Origin of the sequence: Flavobacterium sp. N2820, assembly GCF_025947285.1 — a bacterium.
Classification (GTDB): domain Bacteria; phylum Bacteroidota; class Bacteroidia; order Flavobacteriales; family Flavobacteriaceae; genus Flavobacterium.
On record NZ_CP110008.1, the window covers coordinates 2,696,150 to 2,720,672 of the forward strand.

Here is a 24,523-nt window from a genome sequence, read left to right on the forward strand (position 1 = left end):
TTTTTAATTCAATTTTAATTGTAAAAATAAATCTGAAAATATATTCTGATAAATATCGAATATTAACGTTTTGAGAATTGGAATCTCTTACGTGCTTTTTTCTGACCGAATTTTTTACGTTCTACCATTCTTGGATCTCTTGTTAGTAATCCTTCTGGTTTAAGGATAGCTCTGTTTTCAGCCTCAACTTCACACATTGCTCTAGCAATAGCCATTCTTACAGCTTCTGCTTGTCCTGTAGCTCCACCTCCATAAACGTTTACTTTAACGTCAAAGTTAGTTGCATTTTCTGTCATAGACATTGGTTGCATAACTTTGTACTGTAAAGTAGCAGTAGGGAAGTAGTTACTAAATTCTCTTTTGTTTACAGTGATTTTTCCTGTTCCTTCTGAAACATAAACACGTGCAACAGCGCATTTTCTTCTACCGATTTTGTGAATAACTCCCATTACTTAAGATCGTTTAGGTTAACTGTTTTTGGTTGTTGAGCTGCATGTTTGTGCTCAGAACCAACATTTACATTTAAATTTCTGAAAAGTTGTGCTCCTAATTTGTTTTTAGGTAACATCCCTTTTACAGCTTTTTCTACTAATAATGCAGGGTTTTTTTGTTGCATTACTTTAGCAGTTAGAGTTCTTTGTCCTCCTGGGTAACCTGTGTGTCTGATGTACGTTTTGTCATCTAACTTGTTACCAGTAAGGTTGATTTTTTCTGCGTTGATAACAATTACGTTATCTCCACAGTCAACGTGCGGTGAATAACTTGGCTTGTATTTACCTCTCAAAAGCATTGCTACTTTTGTTGATAAACGACCTAAGTTATGACCTTCAGCATCTACAACAATCCACTGTTTTTCAACTGTAGCTTTGTTAGCAGAAACCGTTTTGTAGCTTAATGCGTCCATAATATTATTTTAATTAAACATTCCATCCCCAATAAAGGGAGTGCAAAAGTACAAATATTTATTAGAATTGCAAATAGGGTGATGAAAAATATTATTAAGTGGTGTTAAGGAACCAATTTTTATTACGTTTTTTTGGTATTTCAATTGTAAAAATAATGTATTTTTACTTTTTAAATTAAAGGTGTCAAATCGCAATATATAATTTTAAGTTCATACAAACACTTAATATTAGGTAACGATACTAAACAAAAAAGCAATAAGTAATGCATATGAAAGCAAAAGCAACCTTAAAACAAATAGCAAAGGAATTTGAAGTGTCAATTTCTACAGTTTCAAAAGCGTTGAGTGATAGTCCAGAAATTAGTGAAGCAACTAAAATTAAAATTCAGGAATATGCAAAATTGCAGAATTATAAGCCAAACAGTATTGCAAAAAATTTAAAAAATCAACGAACCAATACTATAGGTGTAATTATTCCAAATATTTTGAATCCTTTTTTTGCAAAAGTTTTTAGTGGAATTGAAAAAACAGCTTTAGAAAAAGGGTTCAATGTAATTACAGGTATTTCAAATGAATCTTACAATAAAGAAATGCAAGTAATGGATATGTTAAATAATGGAACAATTGATGGTTTTATTGTGGCTGTTGCTGAAGAAACCCAATCGTTAAAAGAACACCAACATTTTAAAGACATTATCAATAGCGGCACCCCAATTGTAATGTTTGATAGAGTTGCAGAGAATATTGTTTGTGATAAAGTAATTGTAGATGATTTTGAATCTTCGTATGAGGCAACACAACACTTAATCAAATTGGGAAGTAAAAAAATTGCGTTACTTTCTACAATTGGTAATTTAAGCGTTGGTCAATTAAGATTTAACGGTTACAAAAAAGCATTAGAAGAAAATCACACAACGGTCAATCATAATCTGTTAATTATTGAAAACGATATTGAATTGTTTGACTCAAAACTAGCAAACTTATTTCAAAAAGAAAAAGTTGATGCAGTATTTGCATTGGACGAACATGCTTCTACAATGGCAATGAAGTTAGCCATCAAAAAAGGGATCAGAATACCAGAGGAATTAAATATTATTGGTTTTGCTGATGGTGTTTGGTCGCGAAGATTAACACCAAGTTTATCAACGGTAAGTCAACATGCACCAGAAATAGGAGCCAAAGCTGCCGAATTACTAATCAACAAACTAACCACTAAAGACGAATTTTATCAACATCAAACAGTTGTTATAAAAACCGAGTTGAGACAGAGAGAGTCTACAAGGAAGTTGTAGTTTATTCTTTCGTGAAATTAAACTTCATTCCGCCCTGATTTAATACAAAGGAGTTGTCTTCAAATACCATTTCAATTCCGGCTGCTGCAAAAACAAACGTCTTTTCTTCTCTAAAGGTTAGCGGAAACGCACTTTGTCCTGTGGCTTGAGCAAATAATTCGCCATTTTTTTCAGAAATTGTAATTTTAATTGGTAAGTCTTTTGAAATGTAAGTTCCAGTGAATTTTGCCAATTCAGTCGCATCCATTTTCATAAATTGTGGAAACGGGAAAGGCATTTTGTAATAAATGCTTAATATGCCTATAGTAATGTCATTTTGAATATAATTATCGCCATTTGTTATTAATGAAAAACTCAATTTTTCAGCAGGATAATAACCTAACATTGAATTAAAATTCTCGATTCTTCCACCATGACCATAAAATCTTCGTTCTCCAAAAGGAAATTGAATTAACGCTTTTCCATACCCTTCTTTGATTTCTTTCATTTGGTCTAAAGAAGTTTGTTTTATTAATTTTCCATTGAAAAGCGCATAAATAAATTTAGTTAAATCTGCTGTTGTAGAAGTAATTCCGCCAGAAGAAAAAGGAATAGAATTGTGATTTTCTAACGATTTTACCCAATTTGTTCCATTAAAATAATAGGAATAACTTTCTTTATTTGCAGTGTTTGTAGCTTCTTCTTTATAATATGTTGTTGGAATAAAAACGTTGTTCAGTACCGCTCCTTTGTCAGTCATTTCGGTTTTGTTTTCAAATGTTCCTAATTCAGCCTTTTTTACGATGCGAATTTGTAAATTTTCCGCGTATGATTTTTTAGTCAACTTTTCAATTATGCAACCTAGAATGAAATAATTTGAATTGCTATATTCGTATTTACTTCCGGGTTCAAAAACAGGTTCGTAAGCTGTGATTACATTTAAAATAGCTTCTTTTGAGTGTTTTTTGTCTATTACTTTATGAAAAGTAGTATCTTGATTAACAAAATCTACAATACCCGTTCTGTGGTGTAATAAATCATAAATTGATATTTTTTCCGCATTAGCCATCTTCGGATAAAAACGAGCTAATTTAGTTTGTAGCCCTATTTTTTTTTCTTCAATCAATTGCATGATCATTACGGCGGTGAACGTTTTGGATATCGAACCTATTTTATAACGTGTTAATCGATCGGCTTTGATCTCTTTTTCTACATCAGTAAGACCATATGCTTTATTGAAAACTACATTTTCACCTTCACGAATGGTTAACGAACCCATGAATTTATTGTTTTCGTACAAATAGTTTAGCAAACTATCAATTTTAGTGAATTTATCTTGAGCAAAAGTGAAACTCGAAAAAGCAAATACAAAAAGGACTAATTTTTTCATAATATTTTCTGTTTTCCTAATTAGTAGTTTAGATTTTATTTTGTTACTGATTTTTGATTTTTTTGAATTCCAAATACGAATATACAATGGGAACAATACTAATAACGGCAGTAATTCCTAAAAAATTATATAATTGCATTTCGTTTGGTAACAAAAATGTCAACGCCATTAAAAGCCCACCAACGAACCATAATTTTCCGCCCATTATATGTGTTTTTTTCCATACTTCTTCATTTTCTAATGTCCAAGGTGTTTTGATGCCAATAAAATAATTTGGTTTTATAGTTTTGAAATAATTACCTAAGAATGCAAAAAGCAAGCCAATAATTGCAAACACAAATCCTGGATTACTGCTTTTTTGTTGCACACTGTACAAAATAAAAACCGCTAATCCCGACATGAATAAGGTTAGAATCATTCGCAGGTTATTTAGTTTGTTGCCCATATTTTGTAATTTTTGCTTTGGATCAACATAAGGAATAATTAGAAAAACAAAATAGGTTATTCCAACCAACATACATAAGACGGCAACTAGCTCTTTTTTATCGCCATAACGATCAATTTCTCCAGCGCCATTCCAATGCATAGGTACTTTTTCTGGTAAACGATTCCAAATGTAAATTAGATAAACAAAAGGAATTAAAGCAATTGCTAAAAACGGAATTTCTTTTTTAAACTTCTCCATACTTTATTTTTTTAGTGTAATAATCCATTTTAAAATATCATCAACAATGGTAGTGTTTAATGAATAGACTACAAATTGTCCTTTTTTTTCGCTAGTAACTAAATCGGCACGTTTTAAAATATCCAAATGATGCGAAATACTAGGTTTTGAAATATGAAATTGGTCCGCAATATCGCCAGCTGTCATTTCCTGTTTACGCAGCAATTCCAGAATATCTCTTCTGGTTTCGTCGTTTAAGGCTTTGAAAATTGCGTTCATATTAATTTATATATTTAGACAAATATCTAAATATTATTTGAAATGGCAAAAGGATTGAGAATAAATAAATTATAAATAGATTGCTATACTAATAATAACAAGTAATAAAAATATCCAATTGATTAGCATATCAAAGCGATATTTTGGGAGTTTATGTTCAGGATATTTGACATTCCATTTTTTTGAAATAGCAAATTCAGTTAACATTTTTGGTGTAATTGGAATTTCTTTAACTCTATTGTGTGGATTTTTAAAAAACAAACTTCCAAGATTGAATGTTAAACTTCCTTCTTCTTGATAATGAAAATACCATAGAAAATTGTTCATATCGACATTATATTTTTCAGCGTATTTAGAAAGTAATTCTTCGCAATCATCACCATCAATTTTCAATAAAGTAAAAATATCAGAATTCGACTGAAGATTGGATTTCCAATATTCTGTTTCAATGAAATCAATTATTTCTTTTTCTAATATTTTATCCATAAAACATCACATTTTGTGATTTCTCCTTCGTCGAAATGACAAAACCTAATCCAACTGCCAACTGTAACTAACCACTGACCACTTTCCTAATGCGCTTCCAGCCAGTTCTTACCCAATCCAATTTCCACATCTAACGGAACTGCTATTTTGAAAGCGTTTTCCATTTCGTGTTTGATCATTGGTTGAATTTTTTCTAATTCGGAGTTGTGCACGTCAAATACCAATTCGTCATGTACTTGTAATAGCATTTTTGATTTCCAATGTTCAGCCGTTAGTTTTTTATGAATGTTGATCATAGCAATTTTAATGATATCTGCAGCCGAACCTTGTATTGGCGCATTCACTGCATTTCGTTCCGCACCACCACGAACAATCGCATTGGCTGAATTGATGTCTTTTAAATAACGTCTTCTTCCTGAAATGGTTTCGACATAACCGTTTTCTCTGGCAAAATCTACTTGCGAAGTCATAAACGATTTTAATTTTGGATACGTTTGATAATACGCTTCAATCAATTCCGCGCTTTCTTTTCGAGATAAGTTGGTTTGGTTGCTCAATCCAAAAGCCGAAACCCCATAAATAATTCCGAAGTTTACGGTTTTGGCGTGACTTCTTTGCTCTTTTGTTACTTCGTCTAAAGACACATTGAATACCTTTGCAGCTGTACTTTTGTGAATATCTTCGTGATTTTGAAACGCTTTAATCATGTTTTCTTCACCACACAAAGCCGCAATAATACGCAATTCAATTTGAGAATAATCGGCAGAAAGTAGCGTGTAATTTTCATCGCGTGCAATGAATGCTTTTCTAATTTGTCTTCCTCTTTCGGTACGAATTGGAATATTTTGTAAATTTGGATTATTCGAACTCAAACGACCTGTAGCAGCAACCGTTTGCATATAATCGGTATGAACTCTCCCCGTTTTTTTGTCAACTTGATTTGGTAAAGCATCAATATATGTACTTTGTAATTTCACCATTTGACGCCATTCTAAAATATCGCGCACAATTTGATGTTCGTTAGCTAAATAACTCAACACTTCTTCACCTGTAGCGTATTGACCCGTTTTGGTTTTCTTTTGTTTTGCACCACCAATTTTTAGTTTGTCGAATAAAATATCGCCCAATTGTTTCGGAGATGCCAAATTGAATTTCTCACCAGCGGTTTCATAAATTTGTTGTTCAAACGCATCGATTTCTTTTTGCATGTCTACCGACATACTTTTTAGAAACTCAACATCTAAGCGAATGCCTTCTTTTTCCATATCAGCTAAAACAGGAACCAACGGAATTTCGATTTCGTCAAACAATTTTTTCGTGCCTACCTTTTCTAAAATCGGTTGGAAATGTTCTTTTAATTGGAAGGTAATATCGGCATCTTCAGTCGCATATTCTTTTATATCTTCCAAAGGAACATCGCGCATTGACAATTGATTTTTTCCTTTTTTACCAATTAAAGATTCAATTGATTTTGGCGCATATTTTAAATACGTTTCCGACAACACATCCATATTATGACGCATATCAGGATTAATCAGATAATGCGCAATCATGGTGTCGAATAATTTTCCTTTGACTTGCATGTTGTAATTCGAAAGAATTTTCAAGTCGTATTTCATGTTCTGACCGATTTTTTCGATGGTTTCATTCTCGAAAAACGGTCTAAATTTTTCAATTAGAATTTGAGCTTCTTCCTGATTTTCTGGAAACGGAACATAAAATCCTTTTCCTTTTTCGAAAGAAAATGACATTCCTACTAATTCTGCATTTAAAGCATCAATTCCAGTAGTTTCAGTATCAAAACAAACCGAAGTTTGATTTAATAAATTCTGTAATAATAATTTTACAGGCAAATCACCTTGAATAATTTGGTAAAAATGCGTTGTATTTTCTAACGTTGCATAATACGAATGATTCGCTGTTGGTTCGTCCGATTCGTCACTAAAACCGAACAAATCAAATTGGTCTTCGTTTGATTTTTTAGCTGGCGCTTTTTTAATGGGTTGTGGAATTTCAGAAATATTTCCGTTGGCATCAATTTCGTCGTATTCTTTCCCAGAACCAAATAATTTATCAAACTGCGCTTTCATTTGACGGAATTCTAATTCTTGAAACAAAGCATCAGTTTTTTCCACATCGGGTTTTGATAATTCGTAATCCTCGGCATCAAATGTCACGGGACAATCGAGTAGGATAGTGGCTAGTTTTTTGGATAAAAGGCCTAATTCTTTATTGGCTTCAATTTTTTCTTTCATCGCACCTTTTAGCTGATGCGTATTGGCTAATAAATTTTCTAAAGTACCGTATTCTGCTAAGAATTTTTTAGCTGTTTTTTCACCCACACCCGGTAATCCAGGAATATTATCGGCAGAATCACCCATCATTCCTAAAAAATCAATTACTTGATCAGGACGTTCGATTTCAAATTTTGCTAAGACTTCAGGAATTCCCCAAATCTCAATATCGTTCCCCATTCGGGCGGGTTTATACATAAAAATATTTTCCGAAACCAATTGTGCAAAATCCTTATCAGGTGTTACCATAAACACTTGAAAGCCTTCTTTTTCGGCTTGTTTGGCTAATGTTCCAATTAAATCATCGGCTTCAAAACCTGCTTTTTCAATAATTGGAATATGCATGGCGCGTAATAATTCTTGAATGTACGGAACCGCAATTTTAATCGCTTCTGGCGTTTCGTCACGGTGCGCTTTGTATTCTTGGTACATTTCAAAACGATAATCGCTTCCGCCTTTATCAAAAGCTACCGCTAAATGATCTGGTTTTTCGCGTTTAATGACATCCATTAAAGAATTCATGAATCCCATAATAGCGGAAGTATCCATTCCTTTAGAATTGATACGAGGATTTTTTATAAAAGCATAATACCCACGAAAAATAAGCGCGTAGGCATCAAGAAGGAAAAGACGTTTTTGTGACATTGTTCTGAAATTTCATTTAAAATGTAAAAGTACAATTCTTTGCTTAAAAAAACTTTGTTAAAATTCATTTAATGCAGCATCAATTTGTCTAACTTGTTCCTTACTTTGCAAAAAAAAGAGCTAATGATTCGTTGGATTGTTTTTTTAGTATTTGTTATCATTCTGGAAATCTATGCTTTTCAGGCGTTTAAGACTTTGATTAAATCGAAGTGGTTTTTTGTATTTTATTATGTAACATCAGCAATTGCTTTATTTTATATCGTTTATCAATTGTATCATTTTGATAGAAGTGTAGGGCAAACACCAAAGACAATGTTGACTTTTGGTTTATTGTTATTGCTTTATGTTCCAAAATTATTATTAACTGTTATATTGTTTGGAGAAGATATTGTTCGTTTTTTTTCTGGATTATTTGGTGTGATAACAAAAAGCGGTTCCGAAAGTTTTTTACCAGAAAGAAGACGTTTTGTAAGCCAAATTGCACTTGGAGTTGCAGCGATTCCATTTGCCTCATTTTTATACGGAATTACCGTTGGAAAATATAATTTCAAAGTAATTAAACAAACCTTATTTTTTCCTGATTTGCCAGATGCTTTTGATGGAACGACTATAACGCATATTTCAGATATTCATAGTGGAAGTTTTGATGATGCCGAGAAAATTCAATATGCGATTGATTTGATTAATGAGCAAAATTCTGATATGGTATTATTTACGGGTGATATTGTAAATACACATGCAACCGAAATGGATCCATGGATTAATACTTTTAAAGGAATTCATCATCCAAAACTTGGAAAGTTTTCTGTTTTAGGAAATCATGATTATGGTGAATATATAGATTGGAAATCACAAGCCGAAAAGAAGTCAAATTTTGAGGGAATAAAAGCGATTCATGATAAAATAGATTTTAAATTGTTGTTAAATGAACATATTAAAATTAAAAAAGACAATCAAGAAATAGCAATTGTTGGTGTTGAAAACTGGGGCAGAAAATTTGGTGAACGAGGCGATTTAAATTTGGCTTCAAAAGGTTTAACGAAAGAAGATTTTAAAATTGTAATGAGTCACGATCCAAGTCATTGGGATGAGAAAATTCAGCACGATGAAAATCAGTATCATTTAACGCTTTCGGGACATACGCATGGATTTCAATTTGGAATTGAAATTCCGGGTTGGATAAAATGGAGTCCAGTGCAATATGTTTACAAGCAATGGGCTGGATTGTATGAAAATGCAGGAAGATATATTTATGTAAATCGTGGATTTGGCTTTCATGCTTATCCTGGAAGAGTAGGTATTATGCCCGAAATTACGGTTATTGAACTAAAAAAAGGAGAAAAAGTAGCGTAATTCAGTAAAAATGCTACATTTGTATATTATTTTCGTGTGAAAAATTAATTTTTTTGATACTAATAAATTCAATTTATGTCAAAATTTGGAGAACTTATCGATGCTCAAGTACCTGTGCTAATCGATTTTTTTACAGAGTGGAATGAACCTTCAATGGCTATGAATGAGGTAATTCGTCATGTAGCAGCTGCTTTAGGTGATAAAGCACGTGTAATTAAAATTGATGTGGATAAAAATCAGGAATTAGCTGACGCGCTTCGTATCAAAGGTTTACCTACTTTAATGATTTATAAAGAAGGTCAAATGGTATGGAGACAAAGCGGCGAACTTGATGCCAATACATTGATTTCTTTAGTGCAAGAACAAGCCTAAGAAATTACATCAAAAACAAACCCCTTATTTTTTAAAATTTGTATTGCTTTTGGCAGTGCATATTTCAGATTTTTTTCTGCTTTTTTGCTATCGTGAAATACGATAATGCTTCCTTGTTCTGTATTTGAGATTACATTTTTTAGACATTTTTCGGGAATTATGTTTGGGTCAAAGTCATAGCTCAATACATCCCACATTATTATTTTGTATCCTAAATTTCGAATTGCTTTCGTTTGGCTTGGCTTAATTTTCCCGTAAGGAGGACGGAATAAAAACGAATGTTCAGAGTTCAGTTTTAAGCATTCAGTTTCGCACAGCTTGAAATTATCGATGTAATGGTTAGTCTTGGTTTTCCAACCGTTTAAATGATTGAAAGTGTGATTTCCTGTTTGATGGCCTTCAGCAAGTATTCTTTTATAAACTTCAGGATGTTTTTTGATGTTGTCTCCAATGCAAAAAAATGTAGCTTTGATTTCTTCTGATTTTAAAATATCTAAAACCCATTCGGTTATTTCAGGGATTGGGCCATCATCAAAGGTCAAAAAGATTTTTTTATCTGAATTTGGAATATCCCAAACCAGATTATTAAATACTTTTTTTATCAAACTATTTGTTTTTACCCAATTGAAGTTCATTTTGTAAAATTAGCATAAAAAAAATGTTCCAAACGAAATTTCTTTCATTTGGAACATTTTATGTTTTTTGAAATTAGTTATTCCATTTTTCTTCCAAAATGAGCTAACATTTTGTTGTAATTATTGAATTTTACTTTTTCTTTATTGTAGAATTCTAAATCATTTGCATTTTTTGCAACTTTTAAATAACTTCTATATTGTTCAATATCCAACATTATATCCATAGCACTAAATTCTTGATCACTTGCTTTCCAAGAGCTATAAAATGTTAGCATTTCTTGTTGTTTTCTTATCAATTTAGAAAGTATTTTTTGGCCTTTTTCTCTTTGTCCTACTTTATAATATCCTTCTGCAAAAGGTTCTAATAATGAATAATATTCAAAATATTCCAAAGGCATTTTAGCCATTGCTAAATCAATAACTTTTTCAGCTTTTTCTTTTTTACCTTCGTTAAGTAATGTTTGCATTAGTCGAGCTAAATTAGTTCGATATGAAATGCTGTTTTTGCGAGTTTCTGGATCGTGATATATGTTTGGGCTTTCACTATTTCCCCAATCCCATTTCATTACAATATCATACATTTTATCCGAATCAATACATCCCATTTCCATTGGATTTGGATTTTCTACTGGCGTTCTAATAGGAACTAGTTTAAAGCACATTCCGTCTAATTGTAGGTAATCTTTCATCCAGATGTAATCATCTTCACCGTTGCTTCCTCCAGTGAAATAAATAGGTCTTTTCCAGTTGTTTTCATTTACAATGTCTAGCATCATTAAGCGATTTTTATAGAGTGCTCTATCCTTAATCGTAAATTCAATTTGTGGCACAATTGAATCATAAAATTTTGGGCTAACCACTTTATTTTTTATGATTGTATTTTTATCGATAGGAAGTATTACTTTTTTGGATGGAAAATAATTTACTTTATTACCACTATCCATAGTTATTTTAGCTCGTTCATCATCTAAAGCAATGAATTTTAGCATTTCGTCAAGTAGTAATGGGTTTTCAGTTCGTTCAACATATAAACTATAATCTCTTCTACTACCCTTATATTGTTCTCTATTAAACGAGCTTGGAATTGGAGCGGATTCGTGTGTTTTCATTTTCATTTGGTCAATGTACCAATCGGTCATGAATAAGCTAGTATTCACAATTCTAATATCGGTTCTATAACCTTCAATTTCTTGCATATACCATAGTGGAAAGGTGTCATTGTCGCCAATGGTGAATAAAATTGCATTGGGCTCGCATGAGTCTAAATATGCTTTTGCCATAGCAAGTGCGGTATATTTACCTGAACGGTCGTGATCGTCCCAGTTTTCTTTAGCCATTATTACCGGTGAAGCTAATAAACAAACAACTAACACAATTGGAACTGCAATTTTAGGAGCTAAATATTGTTTAATCCAATCAAATATTGCATAAATTCCGAAAGCTATCCACATTGCAAATACATAGAACGAACCAACTAATGCATAATCACGTTCTCTTGGCTCGAATGGTCTCTCGTTTAAATATATTTTAAGGGCTAATCCAGTAAATAAAAATAATACTAATAATACATAAAAACTCTTTTTGTCGCGTTTTGCATGGAAAATAAAACCAATTAATGCCAAAATAAATGGAATTCCATAGTAAATGTTACGCGCTTTATTGTTGGCTATATCCGATGGGAGATTTTTTTGTGAACCAATAAAAAATTCGTCAATGATATTAATTCCACTAATCCAATTGCCTTTTAAATCCTCATACCTACCTTGTTCGTCGTTTTGTCTTCCAACAAAGTTCCATAGTAAGTAGCGCATGTACATATAGCCAAATTGATATTGAACCATGAATTTCATATTTGTAGCAAAGCTTGGTTTATCTACAATTAAATATTCACCATAAGTTTGTAAGAATTTGTCATATCCTTTTAAATCAACTTCACCTGTTGCATATGCTCTTCTAAAATCAGTTACTATTTGAACCAATTCATCTTCATGTGAATATTCTGGATTAATTCTAAATTCTAACGGTTCGCCGAAAGTCATGTAATTCACATTGTGTTCGTTGCTCCACATTCTAGGGAGTAAAGCTTTGTGGTCATCGTGACTGTTTTGAGCAGCGTTTTTAAAGTTGTTAGTAATTACATATTTTCCAGTTTGGTAATCACGCTCATAATTTGGTTTGCCGTCTAAATAAGGGGTTACAGGATCTAAACCGGCATACGTGTCAGAAAATTGCGGACCGTAAAATAATTTCTGTTCTCCATATTGTTCTCTGTTATAATATGCTAAAACTTCTGCAGCATCAGACGGCTTATTTTCATTAATTGGCGTATTGGCATTTGCGCGAATTGGTAGCATAAACCAAGTTGAGAATCCAATTAAGATGAAAAGTGTAGCTAGAATTAAAGTATTGTAAAAAACATGACCTTTCTTCTTGGTGTAATTTAAGCCGAAATAAAAGGCAGCAATAATTAATAAAAAAGCAAATATAGTTCCCGAATTAAATGGTAATCCTAGGCTATTAACCATAAAAATTTCGGTTTTCCCAAAAAAAGCTAATGTATATGGTAGTAATAATTTGAATATAAAAAGTAAAATAGCAACAATGACAACATTGGCAATTAAGAAACTTTTTACCGTAACGGTTTTGTATTTTTTAAAGAAATAAAGAAATCCAATGGCTGGGAAAGCCAAAAGTGCCATAAAGTGAACTCCAAAAGATAATCCAATGACTAATGAAATAATTAACAACCATTTGTTTCCTCGAGGTGTTTCAAGCTCTTGTTCCCAACGTAACCCTAACCAAAATAGTAATGCAATTAAAAAGGTTGCCATTGCATATACTTCGGCTTCCACTGCATTATACCAAAAACTATCTGTAAAAGTAAAGGTTAAAGAAGCAATAAAAGCACTTCCTAAAATCATTATCTTTTGATTGTTTGAAACTTCTTTTGCAGTTCCAACTACTTTATTTAGTATCATGGTTAATGACCAAAACATAAAAAGTACTGTAAAAGCGCTTGAAAAAACAGAAAGATAATTAACCATCAATGCAATTTTGTCTGGACTAAAAGCAAACATAGCAAAAAACGCTCCAAGCATTTGAAATAAAGGAGCTCCTGGTGGATGTCCAACTTCTAAATTGGCAGATGTTGCAATGTATTCGCCACAGTCCCAAAAACTCAAGGTAGGTTCAACAGTTAATGAATAAGTAATTAATGCAATTGCAAAAGCGGTCCAGCCTAAAATGGTGTTCCATTTTTTAAAATTGAATGAAGTCATATAAAAATTGGTTTCTGAATTTCAACTACAAAGAAACTATTTTTTTGTTTACATAAAATGTTAAATTATTTTTTTAATATTTTTTTTAGAAAAATTTGCAGAATAAAAAATATGCATTACATTTGCACTCGCAATCGAAAAGGTTGTTAGGTATTGGCCCATGGTGTAATGGTAACACTCCGGTTTTTGGTACCGTCATTCAAGGTTCGAGTCCTTGTGGGCCAACAAAACTCCGCTTAGAAATAAGCGGAGTTTTTTTATAGCGTTATATGGTTGATTTATAGGTTTATACAAAAAAAAGACCTCAATTGTTGAGGTCTTTTTTTTAAAATATTTAAAAATAATGTTTATATTTTAAATGTAATCACAGGTCTTTTTGCGTGATTTACTAAGTCTTCGCTGATGCTACCATTAAAGAAATGAGATAAGCCTTTTCTTCCGTGAGTACTCATTCCAATTAAATCTGCATCAATGCTTTTTGCAAAATGTAAAATTCCTTTTTCAACATTTACATCATTATAAATATGAGAGGTTATGTTAGAGGTGTCAGTTCCCGCAAGAAAATCTTTCATGATTTGTTGCGCAACTTTAGTAGATTTAAAGTTGTTAGGAGTGTTAATATTTACTAAATGTAAATGAGCTCCAAATCCTTGTGCAAAAGCAAATGCTTTTTCAAAAGGTTTTTTAGCCTCATCAGAAAAGTCAGAAGCAAAAACAAATTTGCTGGCACTGAATTTTTCTTCTTCTCTTTTGATTACCAATACAGGAGCTTCAGAATTTCTAACCACTTTTTCTGTATTTGACCCAATAAACATTTCTTGGAAACCACTTGCTCCATGTGAACCCATTACAATCAAATCAATGTCATGTGATTTTGTATATTTTACAATTCCATCAAATGCCATTTCAAATTGAATAATTTTTGAAACTTTAAGCCCTTCAAGAAATTCAGATTCCATTAAAGAATCTAATTTATTAATTGCAGCATTTTTAAAAAGCATCAATTCAGGTATTTCGTGAGCTGTAGATATAGCATCATTTCCAGACGTTGGCAATTCTAACATGTGCACTAAAATAATTTCGCCATCATTTTTTTTAGCAATTTGAGCAGCTACCTTTAAGGCGTATTCCGCATGTTTAGAAAAGTCAGTTGGTACTAAAATTCGTTTCATAAGTTTGTTTTAGGTTATTTTTAAAGCGTAAATAAATTACACTATAAAATTACAAAAAATATCCAAACTAACAATGTTTTTTTTAATTGAAAATAATTTGTATATTTGCAGAGTTATTAAAGGACAGGATTATGAGGCACGCAAAGCGTGCCTCTTTTTATAAAAATTATGACGTTTAAGAATAAGGTTCAGGAGTTGTTAGATGGTGCTTTAATAGAGCGCTCACATCTTTTTTTAATTGATTTGTCTATCAATGATGCTAATAAAATAAGCATTGTTTTAGATGGTGATAATGGCGTAAGCTTGCAAGATTGTATCGATGTAAGCAGATCTGTTGAGGCTGATTTAGACAGAGAAGAACAAGATTTTTCTCTAGAAGTAGCTTCAGCTGGATTGTCAAGTCCATTGAAATTTGTAAGACAATATAAAAAGAATTTAGGTAGAAGTTTAAAAGTAAAAACAATTTCATCAGAAGAAATCGAAGCAAAATTAACCGCAGTAGATGATGAAAAAATTACTTTAGAATGGCAAGCTAGAGAACCAAAAAAAATAGGTAAGGGTAAAGAAACAGTTGAAAAAAAACTAGATTTACCTTACGAAAGTATTAAAGAAGCAATTGTTATAGTATCATTTTAAAATAAAGAGTTGACATGGAGAATATTGCATTAATTGAATCGTTTTCAGAATTTAAAGACGACAAACTCATTGATAGAGTTACCCTAATGGCAATTTTAGAAGATGTGTTTAGAAATGCATTAAAAAAGAAATATGGTTCAGATGATAACTTTGATATTATCATAAATCCTGATAAAGGGGATATGGAAATTTGGAGAAATCGTGTTGTAGTAGAAGATGGTGAAGTAGAAGATGAGAATTCTGAAATTTCTTTGTCTGAAGCACGAAAAATTGAACCAGATTTTGAAGTTGGAGAGGATGTGTCTGAAGAAGTAAAATTATTTCAATTAGGAAGAAGAGCTATTTTGGCATTACGTCAAAACTTGATTTCTAAAATCCATGAACACGATAATACAAATCTTTACAAACAATTTAAAGATTTAATAGGTGATATTTATACAGCAGAAGTGCACCATGTTCGTCCAAAAGCTGTAATTTTGATGGACGATGAAGGAAATGAAATTGTTTTACCAAAAGAAAAACAAATTCCAAACGATTATTTCAAAAAAGGTGACAATGTAAGAGGTGTTATTGAAAATGTTGAATTGAAAGGAAATAAACCTCAAATTATCATGTCAAGAACTGCTCCAGATTTTCTTGAAAAATTATTTGAACAAGAAATTCCAGAGGTTTTTGATGGTTTAATTACAATTAAAAAAGTAGTTCGTATTCCTGGCGAAAAAGCAAAAGTGGCAGTAGATTCTTATGATGATAGAATTGATCCAGTTGGAGCTTGTGTAGGAATGAAAGGTTCACGTATTCATGGAATTGTTCGCGAATTAGGTAACGAAAATATTGATGTTATTAATTTCACAACAAATCCTCAATTATATATTACAAGAGCATTAAGTCCTGCAAAAGTTTCTTCAGTTAAAATTAACGAAGAAGCAAAAACAGCCGAAGTGTTCTTAAAAATTGAAGAAGTTTCTAAAGCAATTGGAAGAGGTGGAAATAATATTAAATTAGCAAGTTTATTAACAGGCTACGAAATTGATGTTATTCGTGAAGGAGCTACAGAAGAAGAAGATGATGTTGAATTAAGAGAATTTTCAGACGAAATCGAAGCATGGATTATCGAGGAGTTTGAAAAAATCGGTTTAGATACGGCTAGAAGTGTTCTTAAACAAGAAGTTGCTGATTTAGTAAGAAGAACAGATCTTGAAGAAGAAACGATAATGGATGTTATGAACATACTAAAAACAGAATTAGAAGGATAACCTAATAATTTAAACAACACACAACAAAGAAGAATTTTAAAAAGATTATATGTCTGAAGAAAGAGTAATAAGAATAAACAAAATTTTAAGGGAGTTAAATATTTCTCTTGATAGAGCTGTGGATTTTCTTAAAGAAAAGGGTCATGAAATTGAGTCAAGTCCAAATGCTAAAATATCACAAGAGGAATACAAAGTCTTATGCGGTCAATTTTCTGCTGACAAAGGGAATAAGGTTGCCTCTCTTGAAGTAAGTGAAGAAAAAAGAAAAGAGAAGGAGGCTCTTAAACGTGAACTTGAAAAAGAACAAGAAGCTAAACGTTTGCAGGAAGAAGAACGTCAAAGACAAGAAGTTATTAAAGCTAAAGCTATTGTAACTGCACCAAAAGCAGTTGGAAAAATAGAATTAGACCCTAAAAAACAAAATGTTACATCTGAAGCTCCTGTTTCTGAACAAAAAGAAGTTGCCCCTGAAGTTGCCCCTGAGGTAAAATCTACTCCTGAGGTAAAAGTTTCTGAAGAAGTAAAAACACCAAAAGAGGAAGTTCAAGCACCTAAGAAAGTGGAAATTGTAAAACCAGTCGAACCTGTTGTGGAAACAACAGAAGAGGGTGAAGTTAAAATTGAAACACAATATCAAAAACTTTCTGGAGCTACTTTTACAGGTCAAAAAATTGATTTGTCTCAATTTGATAAACCAAAAAAGAAAAAAGAAGATCCTAAAAAAGATATCAAAAAGCCAGGAACTCCTCAAGCACCAAATGCTGGTGGAGCAAATGCAGCTAACAATAAAAACAAACGTAAAAGAATCATCAAACCTGGAACTCCTGGAGCTCCTGGAGCTAACAACCAAGGTGGTGGTCCTAAAAAAGAGTTTGTAAAAGGTGGCGCAGCTGGTGGTGGATTTAATAAAGGTAAAAAACCAATTATTCAAAAGGTAGAGCCTTCTGAAGAAGATGTTAAAAACCAAATTAAAGAAACCTTAGAAAGACTTCAAGGTAAAGGAAATAAATCAAAATCTTCGAAATATCGTAGAGATAAGAGAGATTCTCACCGTCAACGTGTTGATGATGAATTGCAAGCACAAGAAGAAGGAAGTAAAACATTAAAAGTAACCGAATTCGTTACTGTTGGTGAAATTGCATCTTTAATGGATGTGCCAATTACAAAAGTAATCGGAACTTGTATGTCGCTTGGAATCATGGTAACTATGAACCAACGTTTAGATGCTGAAACATTATCAATTGTAGCAGATGAATTTGGATTTGAAGTAGAATTTATTACAACAGATATCGAAGAAGCTGCAGAAGTTATTCAAGATAATCCTGAAGATTTAGTTCACAGAGCACCAATTGTTACGGTAATGGGTCACGTTGATCACGGTAAAACATCCTTATTAGATTATATTCGTAAAGCAAATGTTATTGCGGGTGAATCAGGAGGAATTACACAGCACATCGGAGCTTATGGAGTAATTTTAGAAGATGGTGAAAAAATCACTTTCTTAGATACACCAGGTCACGAGGCGTTTACCGCAATGCGTGCACGTGGAGCTCAAGTAACCGATATTGCTATTATTGTAGTAGCTGCCGATGATGATATCATGCCTCAAACAAAAGAAGCAATCAGTCACGCACAAGCAGCAGGTGTTCCAATGATTTTTGCTATTAATAAAGTGGATAAGCCAAATGCAAATCCAGAAAAAATTAAAGAGCAATTAGCAGGAATGAACCTTTTAGTTGAAGATTGGGGTGGAAAATATCAATCGCATGACATTTCAGCTAAATTTGGTCAAGGAATTCCAGAACTATTAGAAAAAGTACTATTGGAAGCAGAAGTTTTAGAACTTACTGCTAACCCAAATAAACCTGCACTTGGAACAGTTGTGGAAGCACAATTAGATAAAGGTAGAGGTTATGTGTCAACTATTTTAGTACAAGCAGGAACTCTTAAAATTGGAGATTATGTTTTAGCTGGAAAAAATCATGGTAAAATTAGAGCCATGTTTGATGAAAGAGGAAATCAAATCAAAGAAGCGGGTCCATCAACTCCAGTTTCAGTATTAGGTTTAGATGGTGCGCCAACAGCAGGTGATAAATTTAATGTGTATGAAGACGAAAGAGAAGCAAAACAAATTGCTGCAAAACGTACGCAATTACAACGTGAGCAATCTGTTCGTACCCAAAAACACATTACTCTTGCAGAAATTGGTCGTCGTATCGCATTAGGACAATTTAAAGAATTAAACATTATCCTTAAAGGAGATGTGGATGGTTCTGTTGAAGCATTGGCAGATTCATTCTCTAAATTATCTACCGAAGAAATACAAATTAACATTATACATAAAGGTGTTGGAGCAATTACTGAATCTGACGTATTGTTAGCTTCAGCTTCTGATGCAATTATTATTGGATTTAACGTTCGACCGCAAGGAAATGCAAAACAGTTAGCAGACAAAGAAGAAATCGATATCCGTAACTATTCAATTATTTACGATGCAATTGATGACTTAAGAGATGCAATGGAAGGAATGTTGTCTCCAGAAATGAAAGAAGAAATTACCGGAACAGCAGAAATTAGAGAAATTTTCAAAGTAACTAAAGTAGGTTCTATTGCAGGATGTATGGTTACTGATGGTAAAATTTTCAGAAATTCTAAAATTCGTTTAATCAGAGAAGGTGTTGTAATCTATACCGGAGAGTTAGCTACTTTAAAACGTTTCAAAGACGATGTTAAAGAAGTGTCTAAAGGATATGATTGTGGTATGCAGATTAAAAACTACAACGATATTAAAGAGTACGATTTAATCGAAGCTTTCCAAGAAGTGGAAGTAAAGAAAAAATTGAAATAATTAATATTTTCAAATTAAAAAGCCTTGCAAATGCAAGGCTTTTTTTATGTTTAATCTGTTATTTTGAGGGCTTGATAAGTAAAGCTGTGGGATATTTTTTCTTAATTTCTAACATGGCTTTTTCAACTTCTATTCGTGTTTCGAAACTTCCTACCCAAACTTTAAAATTGGGATTAGTGTACACAATTGTACCGTCAATCTCTTTAAATTCCTTTTTAAATTCTTGTAATTTTTTTTTAGAATCATCACTATTTCCATAGAATATTTGAATTTTATACGATTCATTCGTTGAAATACTTTGATTGATTTTTCTTTTTTCTTTCAGTAATTGCTCTATTTTCAAATCTTGAGAAAGTGTTGTTTTGCCTTCTTGCGAAAAGCTATTAACACCATATAGAGTACATACTAATAAGAAAAACAATGACTTATGTTTGGCTAAATTTCTCATTTTGAATTTATTTTAATACAAAAATACAATTTATGTGCATATTCGGTAGAAATAAAATTATTTAGAATAAGTATAAATTGTGTTTTAAGATAAAATTAAGGTTTTAATAATAGTTCTAATATTGTATTTTTGTCGGAGTTTTGAAAAAATAACGTGTTGTTTTTGGTAAGTATTACTAAAATCGTACCAAAAATTAGTCGATAATCATTTTAAATATGAAAAAGGTGGGTAACCATAAATCGTTTTCAAAGATTTTCTTCAGTTTAGCATTTGTGCTAGTAACTTCTTTATCAGCATTTTCTCAAGATGCTGCGAAAGGTAAAGAACTTTTTAATACCAATTGTGCTGCTTGTCACAAGTTAGACGGAAAAGCTACGGGTCCTGCACTTCGTGGAGTTGAAGCTAAGTATGACAAAGAATGGTTGTATAAATGGGTAAAAAACAGTGGAGATTTAATCAAGTCAGGAGATGCGCAAGCAGTAAAAGTGTTTGAAGAGAACAATAAAGTTCCAATGACCGCATTTCCACAATTGTCAAATGAAGATATTGACAATATTATTGCTTACACTTCTGAACCTGCGCCTGTTGCCCCTGCTGCTGTAGCTGGAGCTCCTGTAGTAGGAGAAGCTAGTGATTCTGGTGTTTCTAACAATGTTATCTTAGGAGTACTTTCATTAGTGATGCTAATGTTAGTTGTGATGCTATTCTTGGTGAATAGTATGCTTACTAAAATTGCTGGAGCGAAAGGATTGGAAGTAGTGCAAAAAGATCGTTCTTTAATGTCATTTTTCAGTGCTTATGCTAAAAATCAATTTCTAGTATTAGTATCTGTAATTATGTTATTGTTAGTGAGCGCTTATTTTGCTTACGGATGGTTAATGCAAATTGGAGTTGATCAAGGGTATGAACCGGTTCAGCCTATTCATTATTCGCACAGAATTCACGCTGGCGAAAATGGGATCGATTGTAAATATTGCCATTCTGCTGCGAGAGTAAGTAAACATTCTAATATTCCTTCGCTAAATGTTTGTATGAATTGTCATAAAAACATCAGTGAAGTTGCTGAAACAACAGCAACTGAGGAGTATTCTAAAGCTTTTTATGATGAGCAAATTGCTAAATTGTATGATGCTGTTGGTTGGGATAAATCGTTACAAAAATATACAGGTAAAACGAAACCAGTGAAATGGGTTAGAATTCATAATTTACCAGATCATGTTTATTTCAATCACTCTCAACACGTAACTGTTGCAGGAGTTGAGTGTCAAACTTGTCACGGTCCAGTTGAAGAAATGGAAATCATGAAACAACATGCTCCATTAACAATGGGATGGTGTATCAACTGTCACAGAGAAACAAATGTGAAAGTAGAAGATAATGCTTACTACAAAAAAGTCCACGAAGAACTTTCTAAAAAATACGGTGTGTCGCAATTAACTGCTGCACAAATGGGTGGATTAGAATGTGGAAAATGTCACTATTAATAAAATAATTTAAGAAGCTAATATACTATACAATGGCATCAAACAAAAAATACTGGAAAAGTGTTGAAGAACTAAACGAAAATAGTTCTATTGTTGAGACGCTAAGAAACAACGAGTTTGTGGAACCAATTCCTGTTGATGAATTTTTAGGAGATAAAGAATCTTTGTCTGCTTCGTCAACTACTCGTCGTGACTTTTTGAAATATGTTGGATTTAGCACTGCTGCAGCTTCATTAGCAGCGTGTGAAGGTCCTGTTGTAAAGTCAATTCCTTACGTAGTTCAACCAGAAGAAATTATTCCTGGTGTTGCTGATTTTTATGCAACAACAATGGCTGATGGTTTTGATTTTGCTAATATTTTAATCAAAACTCGTGAGGGTCGTCCTATTAAAGTTGAAAATAATAATTTAGAAGGTGCAAGAACAGGAGCTAACGCAAGAGTTCATGCTTCAGTTCTTTCATTATACGATAGTTTACGTTTGAAATCGCCAAAAATTGCTGGTAAAAATGCAACTTGGGCAGATGTAAACACAAAAGTAATAGCAAGTTTAGAAGATGCTAAAGCTAAAGGTGGTAATGTAGTTGTATTAACTAACACAATGGCAAGTCCATCAACTGATGCTTTAATAGCTTCATTAGCTGCAAAATATCCTACTACCAAACATGTAGTTTATGATGCTATCTCTGAATCAAACACTTTAGATGCTTTTCAAGCGGTTTACGGTGTAAGAGCATTAGCTAATTACGACTTTTCTAAAGCAAATACAATTGTTTCTGTTGGTGCTGATTTCTTAGGAGATTGGCAAGGAGGAGGTTTTGATGCTGGTTATGCTCAAGGACGTATTCCTAAAAATGGAATGATGTCTAAGCATATTCAAATTGAAGCTAATATGTCTTTAGCTGGTGCTAATGCAGATGTTAGAATTCCATTGAATATAGCAGCTCAAAAACAAGCTTTAGTTAAAATTTATAATATCGTTACAGGTGCTGCCGTAGGTACGTCTAAGATTGATAAATATGAAGAAGCTGTTTTAAAGGCAGCTAAACAATTAAGAGCAGCTGGGAATAAAGGTGTTTTTGTTACGGGTCTAGATGATGTTGATGCTCAATTAGTAGCAATAGCAATCAATCAAGCACTGCAATCAGAAGCATTTAATCCAAATGATGCTATTCTTACAAGAAAAGGAGATGCTAAAGCGGTTACTCAATTAGTAGCGGATATGAAAGCAGGAAAAGTACATACGTTAATCATGAACGGTGTTAACCCAGCTTATACTTTAGCAAATTCAAAAGAGTTTGTTGCGGCTTTAAAATCAGTTAAACTTTCGGTTGCTTTCTCAATGAAAGAAGATGAAACTTCAACTGAAACTACTGTTGCAGCTGCAGCTCCACATTATTTAGAATCTTGGGGAGATGTTGCTATGACTAGAAGAAATTATAGTGTAATGCAACCAACAATACGCCCATTATTTGATACAAAACAATTTCAAGAGGCTTTATTAGCTTGGACAGGTAATACAACTTCTTATTATGATTTCTTAAAAGGTTTTGCTGCTACATCTTTAGCAGGAAAATCATGGAATCAAGCAGTACATGATGGTTTTGTAGTTACTGAGACATCTGCATTAACTGCTAATGTGAGTAATGCAAACACTGCTGCAACAACTTTAGCACAAGCTAAGTCTTCAAATTTTGATTTAGTTTTATATTCTAAAGTGGGAATGGGAGATGGTCAACAAGCAAATAACCCATGGTTACAAGAATTTCCAGATCCAATTACAAGAGTATCTTGGGATAACTATGTTACTATTTCAAAAGCTGATGCTGATAAATTAGAATTAAAAAACTGGAATGTTGCAAACGGAGGTTTAAACGGAAGTTATGCTACAATTAAAGTTGGAAATGCTACTTTAGAAAATGTGCCTGTAATTGTTCAACCAGGTCAAGCAAAAGGAACTTTAGGGTTGGCTTTTGGTTATGGTAAAAAATTAGGATTGAAAGAAGAAATGCAAGTTGGTGTTAATGCTTATGCTTTATATGCAAACTTAAATGCAAATCAATCAGCAACTATTACACTTGCAGAAGGTGAACATGAATTTGCTTGTGTTCAATTACAAAAAACATTGATGGGTAGAGGTGATATCATTAAAGATACAACTTTAACCATTTTTAATACTGCTGAATCTAAAGTTTGGAACCCAGTTCCAATGGTATCTTTAGATCACAAACCAACAGAAGCAACAGAAGTTGATTTATGGGATTCTTTTGATAGATCAATAGGTCACCACTTCAATTTATCTATCGATTTAAATGCTTGTACAGGTTGTGGGGCTTGCGTTATCGCTTGTCACGCTGAAAATAATGTACCTGTTGTTGGAAAATCTGAAGTTAGAAGAAGTAGAGATATGCACTGGTTGCGTATCGATAGATATTATTCTTCTCAAGAAACATTTGCAGGTGATATCGTTGTAAAAGAAGGAGCTTCTGGTTTAATGGATTCAATCGATACTTTTGCAGGTATGGAAGATCCATCAGAAAATCCACAAGTTGCTTTCCAACCTGTAATGTGTCAACACTGTAACCACGCTCCTTGTGAGACGGTTTGTCCAGTTGCTGCAACATCACATGGAAGAGAAGGTCAAAACCATATGGCTTACAATAGATGTGTTGGTACACGTTACTGCGCAAACAACTGTCCATATAAAGTAAGACGTTTTAACTGGTTTTTATATAACAAAAACAGTGAGTTCGATTACCACATGAATGATGATTTAGGTCGTATGGTAATTAATCCTGATGTGAATGTACGTTCTCGTGGGGTTATGGAAAAATGTTCAATGTGTATCCAAATGACTCAGGCTGTTAAGTTAAAAGCGAAACGTGAAGGTAGAGTAGTTGGTAAAGATGAATTCCAAACAGCTTGTTCTGCTGCATGTACTAGTGGAGCTATGAAATTTGGAGATATTAACGATTCTGAATCTGATGTTGCTAAATTAGTAGAAGATGAAAGAATGTATCATTTATTAGAGCACATCGGAACAAAACCAAACGTGATGTATCACGTAAAAGTTAGAAACGATAAATAAGTATTAATTAATAGAAACAATA

19 protein-coding genes and 1 tRNA gene are annotated in these 24,523 nt (G+C 32.7%); 9 read left to right on the forward strand and 11 right to left on the reverse strand.

Annotation, left to right across the window (positions count from 1 at the left end; genetic code table 11):
* Positions 1-62 precede the first annotated feature (62 nt).
* Complete coding sequence (gene rpsI, locus OLM52_RS12675) at positions 63-449, reverse strand: 30S ribosomal protein S9 (RefSeq protein WP_041124304.1); 387 nt, start codon at positions 447-449, stop codon at positions 63-65.
* Entirely contained in the window at positions 449-904 is a 456-nt protein-coding gene (rplM, locus tag OLM52_RS12680; protein WP_264548866.1) for a 50S ribosomal protein L13, read from the reverse strand. Before rplM ends, rpsI begins: the two co-directional genes overlap by 1 nt.
* 269 nt (positions 905-1,173) lie before the next feature.
* Between rplM and OLM52_RS12685 the strand changes: the two genes are divergently transcribed.
* Positions 1,174-2,196: a LacI family DNA-binding transcriptional regulator gene (locus OLM52_RS12685; RefSeq protein ID WP_264548867.1), complete on the forward strand. Its 1,023-nt coding sequence runs from the start codon at positions 1,174-1,176 to the stop codon at positions 2,194-2,196.
* A gap of 1 nt (position 2,197) precedes the next feature.
* Here the strand turns inward: OLM52_RS12685 and OLM52_RS12690 are convergent, their stop codons facing one another.
* From OLM52_RS12690 to polA, 5 genes are all read right to left on the reverse strand, one after another.
* Positions 2,198-3,565 carry a serine hydrolase domain-containing protein gene (locus OLM52_RS12690; RefSeq protein WP_264548868.1) on the reverse strand — a complete coding sequence of 456 codons (1,368 nt, stop codon included), beginning with the start codon at positions 3,563-3,565 and terminating at the stop codon, positions 2,198-2,200.
* Positions 3,566-3,608: 43 nt separating this feature from the next.
* Entirely contained in the window at positions 3,609-4,250 is a 642-nt protein-coding gene (locus OLM52_RS12695; RefSeq protein ID WP_264548869.1) for an SdpI family protein, read from the reverse strand.
* A gap of 3 nt (positions 4,251-4,253) precedes the next feature.
* The gene (locus tag OLM52_RS12700; protein ID WP_111566189.1) at positions 4,254-4,508 is read right to left on the reverse strand and encodes an autorepressor SdpR family transcription factor; all 255 of its coding nucleotides are present in this window, start codon (positions 4,506-4,508) and stop codon (positions 4,254-4,256) included.
* A gap of 69 nt (positions 4,509-4,577) precedes the next feature.
* Positions 4,578-4,994: a DUF1493 family protein gene (locus tag OLM52_RS12705; RefSeq protein ID WP_264548870.1), complete on the reverse strand. Its 417-nt coding sequence runs from the start codon at positions 4,992-4,994 to the stop codon at positions 4,578-4,580.
* A gap of 86 nt (positions 4,995-5,080) precedes the next feature.
* The gene (gene polA / locus OLM52_RS12710; protein WP_264548871.1) at positions 5,081-7,933 is read right to left on the reverse strand and encodes a DNA polymerase I; all 2,853 of its coding nucleotides are present in this window, start codon (positions 7,931-7,933) and stop codon (positions 5,081-5,083) included.
* 123 nt (positions 7,934-8,056) lie between these two features.
* On the opposite strand from polA, the gene OLM52_RS12715 reads away from it, so the two are divergent.
* Together OLM52_RS12715 and OLM52_RS12720 are read left to right on the forward strand one after the other, a co-directional pair.
* A complete protein-coding gene (locus OLM52_RS12715) occupies positions 8,057-9,286 on the forward strand; it encodes a metallophosphoesterase (protein ID WP_264548872.1) in 1,230 nt (409 codons plus the stop codon).
* A gap of 75 nt (positions 9,287-9,361) precedes the next feature.
* Positions 9,362-9,658, forward strand: a complete 297-nt coding sequence (locus OLM52_RS12720; RefSeq protein ID WP_264548873.1) for a thioredoxin family protein — start codon at positions 9,362-9,364, stop codon at positions 9,656-9,658.
* On the opposite strand, the gene OLM52_RS12725 is transcribed toward OLM52_RS12720, so the two are convergent.
* Entirely contained in the window at positions 9,655-10,293 is a 639-nt protein-coding gene (locus OLM52_RS12725; RefSeq protein WP_264548874.1) for a polysaccharide deacetylase family protein, read from the reverse strand. The two genes, OLM52_RS12720 and OLM52_RS12725, sit on opposite strands and share 4 nt — an antisense overlap.
* A 77-nt stretch (positions 10,294-10,370) precedes the next feature.
* On the reverse strand, positions 10,371-13,571 hold the full coding sequence (locus OLM52_RS12730; RefSeq protein WP_264548875.1) for a DUF2723 domain-containing protein: 3,201 nt from the start codon (positions 13,569-13,571) through the stop codon (positions 10,371-10,373).
* A 154-nt stretch (positions 13,572-13,725) separates the two neighbouring features.
* Between OLM52_RS12730 and OLM52_RS12735 the strand changes: the two genes are divergently transcribed.
* Positions 13,726-13,796, forward strand: a tRNA-Gln gene (locus tag OLM52_RS12735).
* A gap of 122 nt (positions 13,797-13,918) precedes the next feature.
* On the opposite strand, the gene OLM52_RS12740 is transcribed toward OLM52_RS12735, so the two are convergent.
* Positions 13,919-14,743 (reverse strand): universal stress protein, encoded by an 825-nt coding sequence (locus tag OLM52_RS12740; RefSeq protein ID WP_264548876.1) that lies wholly within the window; start codon positions 14,741-14,743, stop codon positions 13,919-13,921.
* Between the two features lie 168 nt (positions 14,744-14,911).
* On the opposite strand from OLM52_RS12740, the gene rimP reads away from it, so the two are divergent.
* Genes rimP through infB form a run of 3 tightly spaced genes read left to right on the forward strand, consistent with a single transcriptional unit; the run spans position 14,912 to position 19,483 of the window.
* On the forward strand, positions 14,912-15,379 hold the full coding sequence (rimP, locus tag OLM52_RS12745) for a ribosome assembly cofactor RimP (protein ID WP_264548877.1): 468 nt from the start codon (positions 14,912-14,914) through the stop codon (positions 15,377-15,379).
* Between the two features lie 14 nt (positions 15,380-15,393).
* Positions 15,394-16,635, forward strand: coding sequence for a transcription termination factor NusA (nusA, locus tag OLM52_RS12750; protein ID WP_264548878.1), 1,242 nt, complete (start codon positions 15,394-15,396; stop codon positions 16,633-16,635).
* Positions 16,636-16,684: 49 nt separating this feature from the next.
* The gene (gene infB / locus OLM52_RS12755; RefSeq protein WP_264548879.1) at positions 16,685-19,483 is read left to right on the forward strand and encodes a translation initiation factor IF-2; all 2,799 of its coding nucleotides are present in this window, start codon (positions 16,685-16,687) and stop codon (positions 19,481-19,483) included.
* A gap of 58 nt (positions 19,484-19,541) precedes the next feature.
* Here infB and OLM52_RS12760 read toward each other — a convergent pair whose 3' ends face one another.
* The gene (locus OLM52_RS12760) at positions 19,542-19,931 is read right to left on the reverse strand and encodes an SPOR domain-containing protein (RefSeq protein ID WP_264548880.1); all 390 of its coding nucleotides are present in this window, start codon (positions 19,929-19,931) and stop codon (positions 19,542-19,544) included.
* A 215-nt stretch (positions 19,932-20,146) separates the two neighbouring features.
* Here OLM52_RS12760 and OLM52_RS12765 point away from each other — a divergent pair, with 215 nt between their 5' ends.
* Entirely contained in the window at positions 20,147-21,415 is a 1,269-nt protein-coding gene (locus OLM52_RS12765; protein WP_264548881.1) for a c-type cytochrome, read from the forward strand.
* Between the two features lie 32 nt (positions 21,416-21,447).
* Positions 21,448-24,501: a TAT-variant-translocated molybdopterin oxidoreductase gene (locus tag OLM52_RS12770; RefSeq protein ID WP_264548882.1), complete on the forward strand. Its 3,054-nt coding sequence runs from the start codon at positions 21,448-21,450 to the stop codon at positions 24,499-24,501.
* The last annotated feature ends 22 nt before the right edge of the window (positions 24,502-24,523 follow it).